Source organism: Pseudoduganella sp. RAF19 (assembly GCF_052114165.1).
Lineage (GTDB): Bacteria > Pseudomonadota > Gammaproteobacteria > Burkholderiales > Burkholderiaceae_D > Rugamonas.
The window spans coordinates 124,999-142,257 of record NZ_JBFREF010000006.1 but is presented as its reverse complement, the minus strand read 5'-3'; the positions used below and the strand labels follow the sequence as shown (position 1 = coordinate 142,257).

The 17,259-nt window shown below is 60.1% G+C and carries 22 protein-coding genes; 3 read left to right on the top strand and 19 right to left on the bottom strand.

Annotation, left to right across the window (positions count from 1 at the left end; translation table 11 throughout):
- Positions 1-7: 7 nt before the first annotated feature.
- The 16 genes from rplF to rplC form a co-directional block, all read right to left on the bottom strand.
- Positions 8-541 (bottom strand): 50S ribosomal protein L6, encoded by a 534-nt coding sequence (rplF, locus tag AB4Z19_RS17495; RefSeq protein WP_442035708.1) that lies wholly within the window; start codon positions 539-541, stop codon positions 8-10.
- 11 nt (positions 542-552) lie between these two features.
- Positions 553-948, bottom strand: coding sequence for a 30S ribosomal protein S8 (rpsH, locus tag AB4Z19_RS17490; protein WP_442035707.1), 396 nt, complete (start codon positions 946-948; stop codon positions 553-555).
- 14 nt (positions 949-962) lie between these two features.
- Positions 963-1,268, bottom strand: a complete 306-nt coding sequence (gene rpsN / locus AB4Z19_RS17485; RefSeq protein ID WP_055937643.1) for a 30S ribosomal protein S14 — start codon at positions 1,266-1,268, stop codon at positions 963-965.
- A gap of 6 nt (positions 1,269-1,274) precedes the next feature.
- The gene (gene rplE, locus AB4Z19_RS17480; RefSeq protein ID WP_442035706.1) at positions 1,275-1,814 is read right to left on the bottom strand and encodes a 50S ribosomal protein L5; all 540 of its coding nucleotides are present in this window, start codon (positions 1,812-1,814) and stop codon (positions 1,275-1,277) included.
- A 6-nt stretch (positions 1,815-1,820) separates the two neighbouring features.
- The gene (gene rplX, locus AB4Z19_RS17475; protein ID WP_342118638.1) at positions 1,821-2,135 is read right to left on the bottom strand and encodes a 50S ribosomal protein L24; all 315 of its coding nucleotides are present in this window, start codon (positions 2,133-2,135) and stop codon (positions 1,821-1,823) included.
- A gap of 11 nt (positions 2,136-2,146) precedes the next feature.
- Complete coding sequence (gene rplN / locus AB4Z19_RS17470; protein ID WP_028101657.1) at positions 2,147-2,515, bottom strand: 50S ribosomal protein L14; 369 nt, start codon at positions 2,513-2,515, stop codon at positions 2,147-2,149.
- A 256-nt stretch (positions 2,516-2,771) separates the two neighbouring features.
- The gene (gene rpsQ, locus AB4Z19_RS17465) at positions 2,772-3,038 is read right to left on the bottom strand and encodes a 30S ribosomal protein S17 (RefSeq protein WP_442027734.1); all 267 of its coding nucleotides are present in this window, start codon (positions 3,036-3,038) and stop codon (positions 2,772-2,774) included.
- The gene (gene rpmC / locus AB4Z19_RS17460) at positions 3,035-3,226 is read right to left on the bottom strand and encodes a 50S ribosomal protein L29 (RefSeq protein WP_442027733.1); all 192 of its coding nucleotides are present in this window, start codon (positions 3,224-3,226) and stop codon (positions 3,035-3,037) included. The genes rpsQ and rpmC overlap by 4 nt, the downstream gene beginning before the upstream one ends.
- A gap of 12 nt (positions 3,227-3,238) precedes the next feature.
- Positions 3,239-3,658, bottom strand: coding sequence for a 50S ribosomal protein L16 (rplP, locus tag AB4Z19_RS17455; RefSeq protein ID WP_155440039.1), 420 nt, complete (start codon positions 3,656-3,658; stop codon positions 3,239-3,241).
- 2 nt (positions 3,659-3,660) lie between these two features.
- A complete protein-coding gene (gene rpsC, locus AB4Z19_RS17450) occupies positions 3,661-4,458 on the bottom strand; it encodes a 30S ribosomal protein S3 (RefSeq protein WP_395403239.1) in 798 nt (265 codons plus the stop codon).
- Positions 4,459-4,467: 9 nt separating this feature from the next.
- Positions 4,468-4,800 (bottom strand): 50S ribosomal protein L22, encoded by a 333-nt coding sequence (rplV, locus tag AB4Z19_RS17445; protein WP_395408768.1) that lies wholly within the window; start codon positions 4,798-4,800, stop codon positions 4,468-4,470.
- Positions 4,797-5,072 (bottom strand): 30S ribosomal protein S19, encoded by a 276-nt coding sequence (rpsS, locus tag AB4Z19_RS17440; protein WP_093556914.1) that lies wholly within the window; start codon positions 5,070-5,072, stop codon positions 4,797-4,799. Before rpsS ends, rplV begins: the two co-directional genes overlap by 4 nt.
- Before the next feature lie 9 nt (positions 5,073-5,081).
- Positions 5,082-5,909 (bottom strand): 50S ribosomal protein L2, encoded by an 828-nt coding sequence (rplB, locus tag AB4Z19_RS17435; protein WP_442027732.1) that lies wholly within the window; start codon positions 5,907-5,909, stop codon positions 5,082-5,084.
- Positions 5,909-6,226, bottom strand: a complete 318-nt coding sequence (gene rplW, locus AB4Z19_RS17430) for a 50S ribosomal protein L23 (RefSeq protein WP_442027730.1) — start codon at positions 6,224-6,226, stop codon at positions 5,909-5,911. Before rplW ends, rplB begins: the two co-directional genes overlap by 1 nt.
- Positions 6,223-6,843, bottom strand: a complete 621-nt coding sequence (rplD, locus tag AB4Z19_RS17425) for a 50S ribosomal protein L4 (RefSeq protein WP_442035705.1) — start codon at positions 6,841-6,843, stop codon at positions 6,223-6,225. Before rplD ends, rplW begins: the two co-directional genes overlap by 4 nt.
- A gap of 3 nt (positions 6,844-6,846) precedes the next feature.
- Positions 6,847-7,503: a 50S ribosomal protein L3 gene (rplC, locus tag AB4Z19_RS17420; RefSeq protein WP_442035704.1), complete on the bottom strand. Its 657-nt coding sequence runs from the start codon at positions 7,501-7,503 to the stop codon at positions 6,847-6,849.
- Positions 7,504-7,744: 241 nt separating this feature from the next.
- On the opposite strand from rplC, the gene AB4Z19_RS17415 reads away from it, so the two are divergent.
- The 3 genes from AB4Z19_RS17415 (at position 7,745) to AB4Z19_RS17405 (ending at position 10,756) form a co-directional block, all read left to right on the top strand.
- Positions 7,745-8,503: a PEP-CTERM sorting domain-containing protein gene (locus tag AB4Z19_RS17415; RefSeq protein ID WP_442028958.1), complete on the top strand. Its 759-nt coding sequence runs from the start codon at positions 7,745-7,747 to the stop codon at positions 8,501-8,503.
- Between the two features lie 15 nt (positions 8,504-8,518).
- A complete protein-coding gene (locus AB4Z19_RS17410; protein ID WP_442028957.1) occupies positions 8,519-9,307 on the top strand; it encodes a PEP-CTERM sorting domain-containing protein in 789 nt (262 codons plus the stop codon).
- Between the two features lie 84 nt (positions 9,308-9,391).
- The gene (locus AB4Z19_RS17405; protein WP_442035703.1) at positions 9,392-10,756 is read left to right on the top strand and encodes a family 43 glycosylhydrolase; all 1,365 of its coding nucleotides are present in this window, start codon (positions 9,392-9,394) and stop codon (positions 10,754-10,756) included.
- On the opposite strand, the gene AB4Z19_RS17400 is transcribed toward AB4Z19_RS17405, so the two are convergent.
- Genes AB4Z19_RS17400 through AB4Z19_RS17390 form a run of 3 tightly spaced genes read right to left on the bottom strand, consistent with a single transcriptional unit; the run spans position 10,739 to position 17,259 of the window.
- Positions 10,739-12,625 (bottom strand): glycoside hydrolase family 127 protein, encoded by a 1,887-nt coding sequence (locus AB4Z19_RS17400; protein WP_442035702.1) that lies wholly within the window; start codon positions 12,623-12,625, stop codon positions 10,739-10,741. The genes AB4Z19_RS17405 and AB4Z19_RS17400 overlap by 18 nt on opposite strands.
- Before the next feature lies 1 nt (position 12,626).
- On the bottom strand, positions 12,627-14,816 hold the full coding sequence (locus AB4Z19_RS17395) for a formylglycine-generating enzyme family protein (RefSeq protein ID WP_442035701.1): 2,190 nt from the start codon (positions 14,814-14,816) through the stop codon (positions 12,627-12,629).
- Entirely contained in the window at positions 14,788-17,259 is a 2,472-nt protein-coding gene (locus AB4Z19_RS17390) for a sodium:solute symporter family transporter (RefSeq protein ID WP_442035700.1), read from the bottom strand. The genes AB4Z19_RS17395 and AB4Z19_RS17390 overlap by 29 nt, the downstream gene beginning before the upstream one ends.

Below are 17,259 nucleotides of genomic sequence, written 5' to 3'. Positions count from 1 at the left end.
CCCCTAATTACTTCTTCTTGGTTTCTTTGAGCTTAACCACTTCGTCCACATAGCGGACACCCTTGCCCTTGTAAGGCTCAGGGGAGCGGTAAGCACGAACTTCAGCAGCCACTTGGCCAACCTTCTGGCGATCAACACCGGTGATCACGATTTCGGTTGGGGTCGGGGTTGCCACCTTGATGCCGGCAGGCATGTCGTGTACGACTGGGTGCGAGAAGCCCAGGGACAGATTCAGCTTGTCGCCTTGCGCCTGGGCCTTGTAGCCCACGCCCACCAGGGACAGCTTCTTCTCGAAGCCCTTGGTCACACCGGTAACCATGTTGTTCACCAGGGCACGCAGGGTGCCGGACATGGCGTTCGATTCACGGCTGTCGTTGACCACGTCGAAGGTCAGGGTGCCAGCATTGTTTTCAACTTTAACCAGGCCGTTCAGGCTCTGGGTCAGGGTGCCCAGCGGGCCCTTGACGGTGATCGCTTGCGCGGAGATGGCGACTTCGGCGCCAGCAGGCACAACGATCGGCATTTTAGCTACACGAGACATTGTGTTACTCCTTAAGCCACGAAGCAGATGACTTCGCCACCGACGCCGGTAGCGCGCGCTTTGCGGTCGGTCATGACACCTTTCGGGGTCGACACAATCGCCACGCCCAGGCCGTTCATCACGGTCGGGATTTCATCCTTGCCCTTGTAGATACGCAGGCCTGGACGCGACACACGCTCCAGACGCTCGATCACAGGACGGCCTACATAATATTTCAAACCGATCTTCAGTTCCGCTTTGCCTTCCGCGGTGCTCACGGCGAAGTCTTCGATGTAACCCTCGTCCTTCAGGACGGAGGCGATAGCTACTTTGACTTTCGACGATGGCATTGCCACGGTGGTCTTCTGCACGCCCTGGGCGTTGCGAATGCGGGTCAGCATATCGGCGATAGGATCGCTCATACTCATTGCTTATTCTCCTATTACCAGCTGGCTTTGGTCATACCCGGGATCTCACCACGCATGGCGAATTCACGGAGCTTGATACGACCCAGGCCGAATTTACGGAAGGTACCACGTGGACGGCCGGTTACCTGGCAGCGGTTACGCTGACGGGTCGGTGCCGAGTTACGTGGCAGCGCCTGCAGTTTCAGGCGGGCTTCGTAGCGCTCTTCTTCCGACTTGGTCTGGTCATCAATGATGGCCTTCAGAGCGGCGCGCTTGGCAGCAAACTTGGCTACCAGGTCAGCACGCTTCTGTTCACGGTTAATCAGTGCGAGTTTTGCCATGATCGTTTAGTTCCTGAACGGGAATTTAAAGGCGGCGAGCAGAGCTTTCGCTTCGTCGTCGGTCTTCGCGGTGGTGGTGATCGAGATGTTCATACCACGCAGTGCGTCGATCTTGTCGTACTCGATTTCCGGGAAGATGATCTGCTCTTTCACACCGATGTTGTAGTTGCCACGGCCGTCGAAGGACTTGCCGGACACGCCACGGAAGTCACGCACGCGCGGCAGGGCCACGGTGATGAAACGGTCCAGGAATTCATACATGCGGGCGCCGCGCAGGGTCACCATGGTACCGATCGGGTAGCCTTCGCGGATCTTGAAACCTGCGATTGCCTTACGGGCCTTGGTCACGACTGGCTTCTGGCCGGCGATCTTGGTCAGGTCGCCAACAGCGTGCTCGATAATCTTCTTGTCAGCCACGGCTTCCGACAGACCCATGTTCAGGGTGATCTTGGTCAGACGCGGCACTTCCATCACCGACTTGTAACCGAATTTTTCGGTCAGCTCGGCGACGACTTTGTCTTTATACAGTTGTTGCAGACGGGCCATTTCTTATTACCCCTTCACTACTTCGCCGGAAGACTTGAAGACGCGGACTTTTTTACCGTCCACTTCCTTGAAGCCTACGCGATCTGCCTTGCCGGTCGCAGCGTTGAACAGCGCAACGTTGGACACGTGGATTGGCATGGTCTTGTCAACGATGCCACCTTGAACACCAGTCATCGGGTTTGGCTTAACGGCCTTCTTGGCCACGTTAACGCCTTCTACCACAACGTGCTCAGCGTCTACACGCTGGGTTACCACGCCGCGCTTGCCCTTGTCCTTACCAGTCAGGACGATGACTTCGTCGTTTTTGCGAATCTTATCCATTGTCTGACTCCTTACAGGACTTCCGGTGCCAGGGACACGATCTTCATGAACTTCTCAGTGCGCAGTTCACGCGTCACTGGGCCAAAGATACGGGTACCGATCGGTTCCAGTTTGTTGTTCAGCAGGACAGCAGCATTGCCGTCAAACTTCACCAGGGAACCGTCCTGGCGACGCACACCCTTAGCGGTGCGCACTACCACGGCGTTATAAATTTCACCTTTTTTGACACGGCCGCGAGGCTGAGCCACCTTAACGGTGACTTTGATCACGTCGCCAATGCCAGCGTAACGGCGCTTGGAACCGCCCAACACCTTGATGCACATGACTTCCTTGGCACCGGTGTTGTCGGCTACTTCGAGCCGGCTCTCAGTTTGAATCATAGTATTCTCTTTCCCAACTTAAGCCGAAGAATCCACACAATGCGGACATCGGTCAGTCTTGGTCCCGCCAATGGGCACGATGCCCATTGCTTGGGTGCTTGATCTTCAAACACGTAACTGACCGCATACCGCGCCTGTGGAGAGACACTTTGCGGCGGATACATGAACGAAGCCCGCAAGTATTACATAAAACCTGCGGGCCTGCAAGAACTAATTGGCTTGTGGCCGAAACCTCACGGTTCCGGCCCCAGACTTCTTAGACGATTTGTGCGACTTGCACTACTCGGGTCACCGTCCACGCCTTCGTTTTGGAGATCGGGCGGCCTTCCTGGATTTCAACCGTATCACCGGTCTTGGCCGAGTTGGCTTCGTCGTGCGCGTGGTACTTGGCGCTACGGACGATGATCTTGCCGTACAGAGGGTGCTTCACGTGACGCTCGATCAGAACGGTAACGGTCTTGTCCATCTTGTCGGACACAACTTTACCGATCAGCGTGCGCTTCAGCTTTACTTGATCAGTCATTTTGCTTCCTTCGAGTTCATTACCGTTTTCACGCGTGCGATGTCGCGGCGTACCTTCTTGAGCTGCGAAGTGTTCGCCAGCTGCTGCGTAGCGGCTTGCATACGCAGGCCAAACTGGGCCTTCAGCAGATCATTCAGCTCTTTCTGCAGAGCTGCCTGGTCTTTGCCGCGGAGTTCAGTTGCTTTCATATTTCTCTCCGATTATTGGCCTACCTGGCGCACCACGAAGGTGGTAGCCAGCGGCAGTTTGGCAGCAGCCAGGCGGAACGCTTCGCGTGCCAGCTCTTCAGCAACGCCATCCATTTCGTACAGGACTTTGCCTGGACGAATTTCGGCAACGTAGTACTCCGGGTTACCTTTACCGTTACCCATACGGACTTCGGCAGGCTTGTTGGAGATTGGCTTGTCTGGGAAAACGCGAATCCAGATACGGCCACCACGCTTGATGTGACGGGTCATCGCACGACGTGCGGACTCGATCTGGCGCGCGGTGATACGGCCGCGTGCCACGGCCTTCAGGCCGAACTCGCCGAACGACACATTGGTGCCGGTGGTGTGCGAAATGCCGGTGTTACGGCCTTTCTGCTCTTTACGATATTTCCTGCGGCTAGGTTGCAGCATGCTTATTCTCCTGCTTTGTCAGCTGCAGCCGGCTTGGCAGCGCGGCGACCGGCTGGTGCGGTTGCTGGTTTAGCACCTGGACGGCCACGGCCAGCTGGCTTGCCATCTTCGCGACGCGGACCACGTGGCTTCTTCTCGTCGGCTGGCGTCTCGATGACTGGTGCTTCGCCGGTAGCGGAGCGGTCACCCTTGTAGACCCAAACCTTGACACCGATGATGCCGTAGGTGGTCGATGCTTCGGAGGTACCGTAGTCGATGTCCGCCTTCAGGGTATGCAGAGGCACGCGGCCTTCGCGATACCATTCGGTACGGGCGATCTCGATGCCGTTCAGACGGCCGGAGGACATGATCTTGATGCCCAGGGCGCCCAGACGCATTGCGTTCTGCATCGCGCGCTTCATGGCGCGGCGGAACATAATACGCTTTTCCAGCTGCTGCGAGATCGAATCGGCGATCAGTTGCGAATCGATTTCCGGCTTGCGGATTTCTTCGATGTTCACGTGCACAGGCACGCCCATGATCTTCGACAGGGAAGACTTCAGCACTTCGATGTCTTCGCCCTTCTTGCCGATCACAACGCCCGGACGCGAGCTGTAAATGGTGAAGCGTGCGTTCTTGGCAGGACGTTCGATCACGATACGGCCCACGGAAGCGTTTTTCAGCTTCTTCTTCAGGAAAGCACGTGCCTTCAGGTCTTCGTTCAGCATCGAAGCGAAGTTACCGTTGGTTGCGTACCAGCGCGAAGCCCAGTTACGGGTGACCGCCAGACGGAAACCGGTTGGATGAATTTTCTGACCCATCGCAGCTCCTTAGTTACCGACAGTCACGTAGATGTGACAGGATTGTTTGGAAATACGGTCACCACGGCCTTTTGCGCGAGCGGTGAAACGCTTCAGGATCGGGCCCTTTTCAACGTAGATCGTTTTCACGAACAGTTCGTCGATGTCGGCACCGTCGTTGTGCTCGGCGTTCGCAATAGCGGACTCCAGCACTTTCTTCATGATGAACGCGCCCTTTTTTGGGCTGAACGTCAGGATGTTCAGCGCAGCGTCAACCTTCTTGCCACGGATCAGGTCCGCGATCAGGCGGCCTTTTTGATCCGACAGGCGCACGCCTTTGAGGATAGCTTTGGTTTCCATTATTTCTTAGCCTTTTTGTCAGCAGCGTGGCCCTTGAAGGTACGGGTCAGCGCGAATTCGCCGAGCTTGTGACCAACCATGTTCTCGGAAACGTACACAGGCACGTGCACCTTGCCGTTGTGCACGGCAATGGTCAGACCGATGAAGTCAGGCATGATCGTCGAGCGACGGGACCAGGTTTTGATTGGCTTTTTGTCTTTGGTCGCTTGCGCGGCTTCGACTTTTTTCACCAGATGGGCGTCGCAGAACGGCCCTTTTTTCAATGAACGAGTCATGGTTTATCCTTATTTCTTGCCGCGGCGCGAGACGATCATCGAAGAAGTACGCTTGTTGGAGCGAGTCTTCTTACCCTTGGTCTGTTGACCCCATGGCGACACTGGATGACGACCAGCTGCGGTACGGCCTTCACCACCACCGTGCGGGTGGTCGATCGGGTTCATCACCACACCGCGAACGGTTGGGCGAACACCGCGCCAGCGCATGGCACCAGCTTTACCGATCTTACGCAGGCTGTGTTCGGCATTGCCGACTTCACCGATGGTTGCGCGGCACTCGATGTGCACGCGGCGCACTTCGCCGGAGCGCAGACGCACCTGAGCGTAAGTACCTTCACGTGCCATCAGCACCACAACGGCGCCAGCGGTACGGGCCATCTGAGCACCTTTGCCAGGCAGCATTTCCACGCAGTGGATATTGGTACCCACCGGGATGTTGCGGATTGGCAGGCAGTTGCCCGGCTTGATCGGCGCTTCCGAACCGTTCAGCAGGGTGTCGCCGACAGCAACGCCTTTCGGGGCGATGATGTACTTGCGCTCGCCGTCGGCGTAGCACAGCAGGGCGATGTGCGCGGTGCGGTTCGGATCGTATTCGATACGTTCCACTTTCGCAGGGATGCCATCCTTGTTGCGCTTGAAGTCCACCAGACGGTAGTGGTGCTTGTGACCACCGCCGATGTGACGGGTGGTGATGTGACCGTTGTTGTTACGGCCAGCCGTCTTGGACTTCTTTTCCAGCAGGGCAGCGAACGGACGACCCTTGAACAGGTCGGCGTTCACAACCTTCACCATGCCGCGACGGCCTGGGGAGGTTGGCTTCATCTTAACGAGTGCCATTATTTAGCCTCCTCGGTGAAATTGATTTCCTGGCCGGGCTTCAGGCACACGAAAGCACGCTTGGTGTGGTTGCGGCGACCGATGAAACGGCCGGAACGCTTGACCTTACCTTCGCGGTTGACGGTCTGCACCGATTCCACTTGGACCTTGAACAACAGTTCAACGGCGGCCTTGATTTCTGGCTTGGTCGCATCCTTGGTAACCAGGAACACGATCTGCTCGTTCTTTTCCGCGACCATGGTGGCCTTCTCGGAAATGACCGGCGCCAGCAGCACCTTCATCAGGCGCTCTTCGCTGTGTTTGATGACTGCGCTCATGCCAGCATCTCCTCAATCTGTGCCAGTGCCGCTTTGGTAACCAGGACCTTCTTATAGAAGACCAGCGACATTGGATCTGCGTGACGTGGCTCAACAACCAGCACGTTCGGCAGGTTACGGGAAGCCAGCTCCAGGTTTTCCTGGATGGTGTCGGTGATGATCAGAACGGATTCCAGACCCATGCCGGTCAGCTTTTGCGACAGCAGCTTGGTCTTAGGAGCGTCGATCGCCAGTTCTTCGATCACGACCAGACGCTCTTCGCGAGCCAGCTGGGACAGGATCGAGCACAGGCCGGCGCGATACATCTTCTTGTTCACTTTGTGGGTGAAGTTCTCGTCAGGCGAGTTCGGGAAGATGCGACCACCGCCGCGCCACAGAGGCGAGGAGGACATACCAGCACGAGCACGGCCGGTACCTTTTTGGCGCCATGGCTTCTTGGTCGTGTGGTGGACTTCTTCACGGTCTTTTTGCTTGCGGTTACCGCTACGTGCGTTGGCAGCGTAGGCAACAACAACCTGGTGGATCAGCGCTTCGTTGTAGTCACGGCCGAAGACGGTGTCAGCGGCGGCTACGTTCGAGGAGGCTTGACCTTGCGCGTTCAAGAGCTTGAGTTCCATCGATTAAGCTCCCTTCTTTGCTTTAACTTTAACAGCTGGCGACACAACAACCTGGCCGTTTTTCGCGCCTGGTACTGCACCTTTCACCAGCAGCAGCTGGCGGTCAGCGTCGATACGAGCGATTTCCAGATTCTGGGTGGTGACGGTAACGTCGCCCATGTGACCGGTCATGCGCTTACCTGGGAACACTCGGCCTGGGTCCTGCGCCATACCGATGGAACCTGGTACGTTGTGCGAACGGGAGTTACCGTGGGTAGCACGGCCAGACGAGAAGTTGTAGCGCTTGATGGTACCGGCGTAGCCCTTACCAATCGAAACACCTTGTACGTCGATCTTTTGACCGACTTCGAACAGGGACACGGCAACAGCGTCGCCGGCTTTCAGTTCGGATGCTTTAGCAGCGTCAACGCGGAATTCCTTGATGAAGGAACCAGCTTCAACACCAGCTTTAGCGTAGTGACCGGCAGCAGCTTTAGTCACGCGGGATGCGCGACGCTGACCGAAGACAACCTGAACAGCGGAATAACCATCCACTTCAGGAGTTTTGATTTGCGCAACACGGTTGTTCGATACGTCCAGCACGGTCACAGGGATCGAGTCCCCATCATCCGTGAAGATGCGCATCATACCAACCTTGCGACCGAGGAGGCCAAGGCTCATTTTTTCTCCATTCCCACCTACGATTGGGCAGGACTAAGTTGAACTACAAAAAAAGATACGGGCCATAAAAAAGACGAACCCATACCGAAGCCGGCTAGTGTACTTCGATTTGCCCCTTGACGCAACAGGTTTGTACGGGGTATGTCAAATGTGCGCAGCATATTGTTAAGTCCGCCTACACTTCCCGACACACTTGCAAAAGTGCTACTTTTAATAAGCAAGCAACTACGGGGAAATCATCATGGCAATGAAACTTACGCGCCTCACGCCGGCGCTGATCCTGTATGGCGTTTTTGCGGCGCAACCGGCCCTGGCCGACCGGCTGAGCACTTCCCTGGTCCTGAGCGGACTGAATATCCAGTCCTGGTCGCTGACGGACAGCGCCGCCCTCGGCTATCAGCTCTACCCTGGCGGTGATGCGGTTTATGGAACCATCGCCGACACGCTCAACCGCGAGACCTCGTTGTTCGAGATGGATACCGCCGGCTCCTGGCGGCCGACGGCGGCAGCCGTGGCCGGCCTCAGCTCCGTCGCCGGCGGCGCCGTGACCGGCAAGCTGGGCGACGGTTCGCTGGTAAACAGTATCGATAGCATCGACGCGCCCTGGAACTACAGCTACGCCAATATGAACAGCCGCGGCCAGGTACGCATTGCGCCCTACAGCGTCAATATTTTCAGCGGCAATTGGTTATTTGACTATGAAAGCGAAGGCGATCTGCCCGACCGCAGTGGCAGCTTCCTGCTGCAAGCCTGCCTGTACGAGGGCTACGACTGCCTGCCGGGCTACACCGGCTTCAGCTTCGGCGAGCGTTCACTCAGCCGCAGCGGTACCTTCTCGCAAACGCTCACCAATAATAGCGACCGCACGCTGCTGCTGAACTGGCGCGTCTCGTCCTATATCGAAACCGGTTACGCCCTGGCGCCGGTACCGGAACCCGCCACCTGGGCCATGCTGGGCGCCGGCCTGCTGCTGGTGGGAACGCAGCGCCGACGCGCTTGAGCCAAGGGGCATGCCATGAAACTGCTGTCCCAAATGCTGTTGCTGCTTACGCTGGGCATTTCCGTCGCCCACGCTGGCCCGGTTAATGTCACGGTGACTGCGGACCAGTTCGCCTTTCAGGTGTGGGCACTGCAACCCGGCGCCCATCCCTCTTTCACGCTGACGCCTGGCAAAACCGATCTGGAGGCCGCGCTTCAGACTGCCGCCGGCAGTCCCAGTGTGGACGACCGCCAGCAATCGCCCGGCACCCGGGACGCGATGGCCGCCTCGGTCACGCACGGCGATTCGCTGGTGAATGCCATACTGAACCCGGCGCTGGGTTCGGCCAGCGTGCACGCCAGCGTTGCCGATGACGATGGCGCCTGGCGACAGGGCTATAGCCGCATCTGGAGCTTTCCCCGGATCGTGCTGGCACCGCAAAGCGGCCTGACCATCACCGGCCGCGCCCGGCTCACGTTCGAGAATCATGGCGGCTCCCTGGCGCGCGCCGACGGCATTTTCAGCACTTGCCTGCACGCCACCATTCCCACCGCCTGCGACGTCGACTACTCGCATTGGACAACCATGGCCATGTCGCCGGATGGCTTCAACGATAGCTTCAGCATGAGCATCCAGAATCCCGGCGACACGCCGCTGCCGATGACCTGGGACCTCATCCTGTTCACCCAGGCGGTGGCGCCACCGGTGCCCGAGCCGGCGACGTGGACCATGCTGTGCGCCGGGCTGCTGCTGGCCGGCGTATGGCGCAAGCCCAGATGGCGCGGCTCACGGGCGCATACCGAAAAAGGTATCAAGCTTGCGTAAAAACTCATTAGCAGTGCGGGTGAGTAACTCCTAATCTGTGCGGACAGCTTCGGCTGTCCATACTTATAACGATCAGGAGACCTTATGAAAAGATTATTGGCAGCCCTCTGCCTGGCTGCGCTCGCCCTTACCGCGCAAGCGATCACCCTCAGCGGCGTGCAGAACGCCCACGATCCCGGCACCATCACCAAGGACGGCGACACTTATTTCAATTTCACCACCGGCACCGGCATCTGGTACTCGACCTCAAAAGACATGATCACCTGGGCAGCCGGACCCGCGCCGGTGTTCACCACCTACCCCAGCTGGATCGCCAACAAGATCCCCAACTTCAGTGGTTCGTTCTGGGCGCCGGACGTGATCCATATGAACGGCAACTACTACCTCTATTACTCCGTTTCGACCTTCGGCACGTCGAGCTCCGCCATCGGCGTGGCGCGCTCGCCCTCGCTGAAGAACCCGCAGTGGACGGACCTGGGCATCGTGGTCGAATCCTTCGGCGGCAGCAGCGAAATCAATGCCATCGACCCCGCGCTGTACCGCGACCATGATGGCAAGGTCTATATGACGTACGGTTCCTTCTTCGGCGGCATCGGCATCGCGGAGATCAACCAGAGCACGGGCAAGCTGGCATCCAGCGTCAGCACCATCCTCGGTGGCGGCGGCAAGGACATGGAGGCGCCCTATATCACGCGCGATGGCGGCTATTACTATCTGTGGGTGAACCGCGGCGCCTGCTGCAAAGGCGTGGACTCTACCTATTACGTCGAAGTGCAGCGCGCCACGACCATCAGCGGCCCCTATTCCGGCACCCGCACCGCCTTGCCCAATGTCGACGGCCGCTATAAAGGCCCCGGCCACATCGCCGACCTGAAGCAGGATGGCTGCAACTGGGTGTCCATTCACTATTACGATCTGAACGACAATGGCAATCCCAAGCTGGACATCCTGAAGATGACGTACAGCGGCGGCTGGCCCACCCTCACCCGCAGCTTCAGCGCTTTCGACAGCTGCGGCGGCGTCAGCGACGGTCCGTGGGTCTTCAAATCGCGCCTGAGCGGCAAGGCGCTTGCGGTGGCAGGCGCATCGACCACGAACGGCGCCTGGGTCCAGCAGCAGACCTACAGTGGCGCAAAGAACCAATACTGGTATGTGATCGGTCACGGCGACGGCCAGTACAGCGTGATCAACGCAAACAGCCTGCTCAGCCTGGATAACTACGACAACTCCACTACCGCCGGCACCAATATCGCGCAATGGTCCTACTGGGCCGGCAATGGCCAGCACTGGAGCTTCACCAGCCCCGCCACCGGCTACTACAACGTGAAGAACCTGCTAAGCGGCTACGTGCTCGACGTGCAAAACAAGAGCACGGCGGAAAATGCGCAGATCATCCAGTACCCGTCCAACGGCGGCAGCAACCAGCAGTGGTCAATGACCAGGCCCTAAGGGCGGCGCGAGCTGCAGCCAGGTGAGGCGCCAGGCGCCGTCCTGCCTGCCGCCGGCCTCGTAGTAAGGCACGAACACCAGGTCCGGCCGCGACGCCAGCTTCAGGCGGATGGCCGGACCATTCGCGCCTTCGGGCAGTGCTTCGGGCGCCATCTCCAGCAGCGGACCGTCGGCCAGAATCACCGTTTCCTCCATCTTGAAGCCGTCGATCAGCCCCGTGGCAAACACCAGCGGGCCGCGCGTGATGGCCGCGTACTCGTAGCGCATGACCTGCTGCGCGACGGGCGAACCGTCCGGAGCGCGCGACTCCTGCGTGTTCTGGCTTAGCTTGCGATGCAGGGTTGGCACCATCGGCAGCGACAATTCGACCACATCACCAGCGCGCCACTCGCGCTCCAGGCAAAGGTAGCCGCCGGCTTCTGCCCCGGCGGCGTTCGCGCCCATCCATGCCTCGCCGTCTGCGCCATTCACGCGCACCGATGCGCCGTCCGCCCAAGAAGGAATGCGCAGCGCAAGCGCAAAGCGCCCCGCGCGTTCTGGCTGGACGCTGATGCGCACAGCGCCGTCCGCAGGATACGCCGTGTGCTGGACCAGCCGCACATTGCCGGCAGCGGCAGTCGCCAGCGTGGCCTCGCCCGGCCCATAAATATTGATTGCGATTTCGTCAGCGCCGCGCAAGGCATACGTCACGCCGGGCAGCTCCTCCAGCGCCATGGCGCCGCTCGATTTGCAGCAGCGCCAGTACGTCGTGTAGACACGCCGTCCGTTCGGGAAAATGTAGTAACACCAGTCCTCGCCGTTTGGCGCTTGCGCGCCCAGCAGATCGTTGTAGGCCGAGCGCTCAATCTCCTCTGCGTATTGCGCCTCGCCCGTGATCGCCAGCAGTTCGCGGTTCATCTGCATCCACGCCAGCGTGGAGCAGGTTTCGATATAGCCGTATGGCGAGAAGGCGCCATGATGATTGAACACTTCGCGCGAACGATGCGCGATACCGCCCCAGGGTCCGCCGCCCAGGCTCAGATGATATTCGTGAACGCTATGCCAGACCTTGCGCACGGCGTCGAGATATGCCGGCTTGCCGGTGGCCCGGTGCAGCTTGGCCAGGCCGACCATATTCCAGCACAGCTGATAGGCCTTGCCGGTGGCGATTTCCGCCGCGTCGGCGCCCTTCAATGCCTGCGTCAGCAGATTCAGTTCGGGGCGCGCGTCCGCCTGCTGCACGATCAATTCCGCCAGCTGAAGATAGCGCGCCTCGCCAGTGCGTAGATACAGCTCCACCGCAGGATCGAGCAGGATGGTGGCGGACATGCCGTGATGATTGCCCAGCTCCGTGATATCGACGCCACCTTGCGTCAGCGCTTGCAGGCACAAGTCGCCGATGAAGCGCGCGGCATTCAGATAACGCGGCTCAGGGAAGTATTTGTGCACTTCCAGCAGACCGATGATCAGATAGCTGTGCGTCCAGATATCCCAGGTACGCTGGCCGGGTGCCCCATCCCAGGTGCGCGGTCCGCGCGGCTGCTTGTGCATGAAGCGGCGCTCCGGCGCGTAATTACCCAGATAGCCGTCCTCCTCCTGCTGCGCCACCAGAAAGTCCGCCACCCGCAGCACATGCGATGCGAGCGGATGCCCGGCGCTTCGGCTGGCCGCGCGCGCTGCCGCATACAGCCATTTTCCCGCATGCTCGCCATACCAGTCGCCTTCGTGATTGCAGCACTTGTGCTCTGCGCCAAAAAGCGCGATGGCCGGACTATGTTCATCCTCGATGAAATGCGACAGGCGGCCATTCAGGTTGGCCTGCAGCGCGTCGCCCAGCAAGCCTTGCAGCTGGACTTGCGCTGGCGATGGAAAACGGACAATCGCTTCCATATCAGGCCGCATCCACCACGCAGCGGAAGCCCAGCATGCCGGAGCGGTCTTTCGACGGCGCCATCAGCAGGTATTTGCCATGCTGGTCCAGCCGATGCGCCTGCGGGAAGTACCAGTGCGAGCTTTGCGGAATATACGAACTGCCGCCGCGCAGCGCCGCCGCGCGCGTGTGCTCGTCCTCGAATTCGCTGGTCCATTGCCACACATTGCCCACCAGATCCATCACGCCGAACGGGCTGGCGCCTTCAGGGTGCGCATCGACATCATCCGGCGGCAGCAATTCGCGGCCGGTGTTCTGCTGCGGCACCACGTTGCCGTTCCATTGATCGCCCCACGGGTAAAGGCGGCCGTCGGTGCCTTGCGCCGCGTACTGCCACTCCCATTCATGCGGCAAACGCTTGCCGGCCCAGGCGGCATAGGCACGCGCATCCTCCAGGCTGACCCAGGTCACTGGCTTGTTTTCCCAGCCCTTGCGTGGCGCGCCGTTGTCCCAGTCCTTCAGGAAGTTGTGGGCATCGCGCGGCGCGTAGCCGCTGGCGTCCAGGAACTTCTTGAATTGGGCATTGGTGACGTTGTACTTATCGATGTAGAACGGCTTCATCGCCATGCGGCGGCGGTGCGCGCGGCGGCCGATGCTCTCCCACGGATACTGGAAGTCCATGCTGGCCCAGGTATAGCCCTCAACTTCAATGCCGGTCACCACGAAGTCGAAATCGCCAGCGGGGATGGCCACCATGCCTTCCGGCGCTTCGCCTGCGGTGGCAGTCGGCGCAATATCGATCATCTTCTGCGGCAGCGGCTTCCAGGAACCGGAGAAGCTGCGCAGCGGTGCGCTCGCCATGTCCGACATCTTGTGCAGGAAATCATCCATGCCCGCCACGCTGACACCGGCATCCACACCGACGATGGCGCCGAAACCCTTGGTTTCCAGCGTCAGATCAAAGGTCGCGGTCGCGCCTTCGCCCAGCCCCTGCAGGCGCGGCGTGAGCGGCACGCCATTCCAGGCGTCGTAATAGCTGCGGCCCTCGGTATGCGGCACCACCAGCTGCTCGCCGTTCACTTCGTATTCATTGCGGTTCACAATCGTCCACAGCGTGACGCCATCGGCCGGGAAGCGGCTGGCGAACACGTTCTGCTGCAGCGCCATCGCATACGGTTCCCAGCCTGGGCTGACCAGCTGCTCCGGGAACTGGCGGTAGATGGTGGCGATACGGCGCAGCGCTTCACCATCGCGGTCCGTAAACTTGTTCCAGATACCCCACACGTTTTCCCAGGCCGTATAGCCCACGCCGTTGAAGAACATGTACTGGAAATCGTCGGTGCGGTCGCGGCACCAGCGGTTTTCCAGATTGACCATGTGGCGCGACTCCAGCCACTTCACCTTGCTCACGGCAGGTATGGTGTCCGTCGACGCCTTGCCCCAGGTTTGCTGATTCCATTGCAGCGCTTCGTCCGCGGTCAGCGAGCCTTCGGGCTGGAAAATCATGGGGCGATTGGCTTTGTCCGACACATCGGCATACACACGCGGCACACCATTGTAGGTGTCGCCGTTCACGCCGTCGGCGCCCAGTTGCACCGCGAGTCCGGTCACCGCGTCCCAGTCTTCCATGCCTTCCGGCCTGGTGCCGTTATCCCACGGCATAGTCGGCAGGAACACGCGCACGCCGCGCTTCTGGAAAGCCTGCACCGCCTTTTTCAGTCCATCCAGGCCGCCCGGCATATCGCTGGCCAGCATGGTCTGGTTACGGTTGTCGATGCCGATGTTCGGATAGACGTACCAGATCAGCACACTGTCGATGCCGCCGAAGCGCTTTTCCAGATCGTCCAGATAACGGTCCACCGTGTACTCACCTTTGACTGGATCGTAGAAGTAACGGTCCTCCACCATCATCTGCGTGTGCACGAAATTGCGCTGCGACCAGGCCAGCTCCGGGCGGTCGTAGCGCGAGCCGTCATAGCCCGCGCGGATCTTGTGTTCGTGGCGCCAGATCGTCAGTTCCTTGCGCCAGCTGTCGGCATAGTTGTTGACGTCGATCCTCCACTTGCCGATATTGATGTAAGGCCAATCCGGCGACTTGCCCGGCGTGGGCAGATGGGCCGGCAAGGTGTGCGGCAGCGGCGTGTCCCAGTGCTTCGGCTCTTTCGCCGGCACGGTGCGGGTGTCATAAGTGGGTGGACGTTTGCCGGTCATGATCTTCCTCGGTTCTCGATGGGGTGTCTGCGTAGATGGTGAGGCCGGCCAGCGACTGGTCCGGCGCAGGGAACAGATAGCTGGCCAGGTAGCCGAAGACGATGCACAGCATGATCGAAATCGGCAGGTAGAAGTACGGGTGGACAAGCTTCATCGTCCAGCAGATGGTGGTCAGGATCGAACTGCACAGAATGCCGATCGCTACGCCCTGCCAGTTGGCGCGGCGCGTGAACATGCCCAGCGTGTAGGCGCCTGCGAAACCGCCGCTCAGCAGTCCCGCCAGTTCGATCGATACGTCGAACAGCGAGTGCGCATTGAAGCGCGACAGAATCAGCGCGGCGGCAATGCCGATCAGGCCCGTCGCCACGGTGGCGATTTCCGCAAACAGCACGCTCTTTTTCGGTGTCGGGTTCTTCACCAGCTTTTCATAGAAGTCCACCGAGGCCAGTGTCGCGACGCTGTTCATGATGCCGGACAGCGTAGCCATTGCCGCCGCCAGGATGCCCGCGATGATCAGACCGGTGACACCTGTCGGCAGTTCGGCCGCAATGAACAAGGGGAACGTGGCGTCCACATTGAGCAGTGGATTCATACGCTCGGGGTGGCTCTTGTAGTAGGTGTACAGTGCGGTGCCGATGGTGTAGAAGATGAAGCCACCGGGGATGGAGATCGCCGCGAAGGTCCAGATCGAGCGCGTTGCTTCCTTGGCGGACTTGGTCGACAGCACGCGCTGCATCAGCACCTGGTCTTTGGGGAAGGTCAGCACCACGTCGAACACCACAAGGAAGATGAAGCCCCACACGGTCGGCTGGGTCAGGTCCCAGCTGAAGTCGAACAGCTTCGTCTTGCTTTCCGCTGCCGCGACGTGAACGAACTCCATCACGCCGCCATCCAGCTTCCACAGGATGAAGCCAATCGCGAACAGGGCGCCGCCCATCTTCACGAATAGCTGCACGAAGTCGGTCCACACCACGGCCTTCATGCCGCCCATCGCCGTGTACACGATCGTAAAGCCGCCCATCAGGATGATGCTCCAGGTGACGTCGATACCGGTAATCGTGGCGATGGCCAGCGACGGCAGCAGCAGAATCACGCTCATGCGGCTGCCGATCTGCACCAGGATGCAGATCAGGCTTGCGATCATGCGGATCGCCGGATGGAAGCGGATTTCGAGGTACTGGAACACCGACATCAGGTTCAATCGGCGCAGCAGCGGCACGATGGCGACAGCAACGAACGTCAGCGCCACCACGGCTACCAGATTATTGGTCATGTACTGCCAATTGGTCTCGAACGCCTTGGCTGGAATGGCGATGTAGCTGATGGAGCTGGTGTTGGCAGCATACAGGCTGATGCCCGCTGCCCAGAACGGAATGCTGCGGCCACCAACGAAGAAGTCCGATGTGGAGTTGCGCTTCTCGCGCATATAGCAATACCAGCCGATGCCCAGCATGCCGGCGAGGTAGACCACGATGACGATCCAGTCGAAGGTTTTCAGCAGGCGCTTGCCGCTGACGATTTCGGTGTATGCGAGCTGCTGGCGGCCGCCGGCGTCGACGTAGGCGCGCAGTACGCCGTTGCCCCAGCCTGCTCCAAATTCGGCGCCTTGGGCGGATTCGGCTTCAGACAGCGGCGCTACGGCCCAGGAGCCGGTAATCGTGTGATAAGTGTGCAGCTGCGTGTGGCCATACGCTGCGCCCTGGCTTGCACCGAGCGGCTCGGCCAGATACAGGACATGGGCTTGGCCCGTGGCGCGCACCGCGCCTGGCAGTACGCGGCCGCCAACGGGCTTCGCTTCCGACCAGCCGTTGCGGGCAGTCCAGCGCAGCAGGCGGTCGCTCTGTCCTTCCGCGCCGCGCACGGTCAGCAATACCGTGGAGTTCTGTGCTACCAGCGAAGTGATGTCGCCACCGCGGCCATCCCAGGCCGGGAGCACTTCCCAGCCTGCGCCCGGCGTGACGGTATCCAGTGCCAGCATGCGCGGCTCACCGGCGGCGGTCTGGCCTGCGACATACAACTTGTCTGCCAGTACAGCGGCGAAGGCGTGCGTTAGCGGCTCAGGCAGCGCCGGCAGCGGTGCGCTGTCGATGCCTTGCCCCTGCAATGCAAGGCGCTGCACGTTGGCGACGCTACCGTCCGGACCGGACAGCAGCCAGGTGTAGCGCGGGCCCGCAGCGAAAGTGCGTGCTTGCGGAGCGCGGAAATTCGTGGCGCGCCACGCCTTGCGGTCCTCGTCCAGCAGCCAGCTGCCGGACTCCGTCAGCGCCAGCAGGCGGCCCTCGACGGTTGCGATCTGCGCGGCAGACTGCGGCAAAGGCGGCAGCGCGACCTTGCGGACGGTAGCCAGATTGTCGGCCAACGCCAGGCGTGGTGCGAGAGAGGCGATGCATAGCGTGGCGAGCAGCGCCAGCACGCGTACCACATGAATGAAATGCCTGGTCAT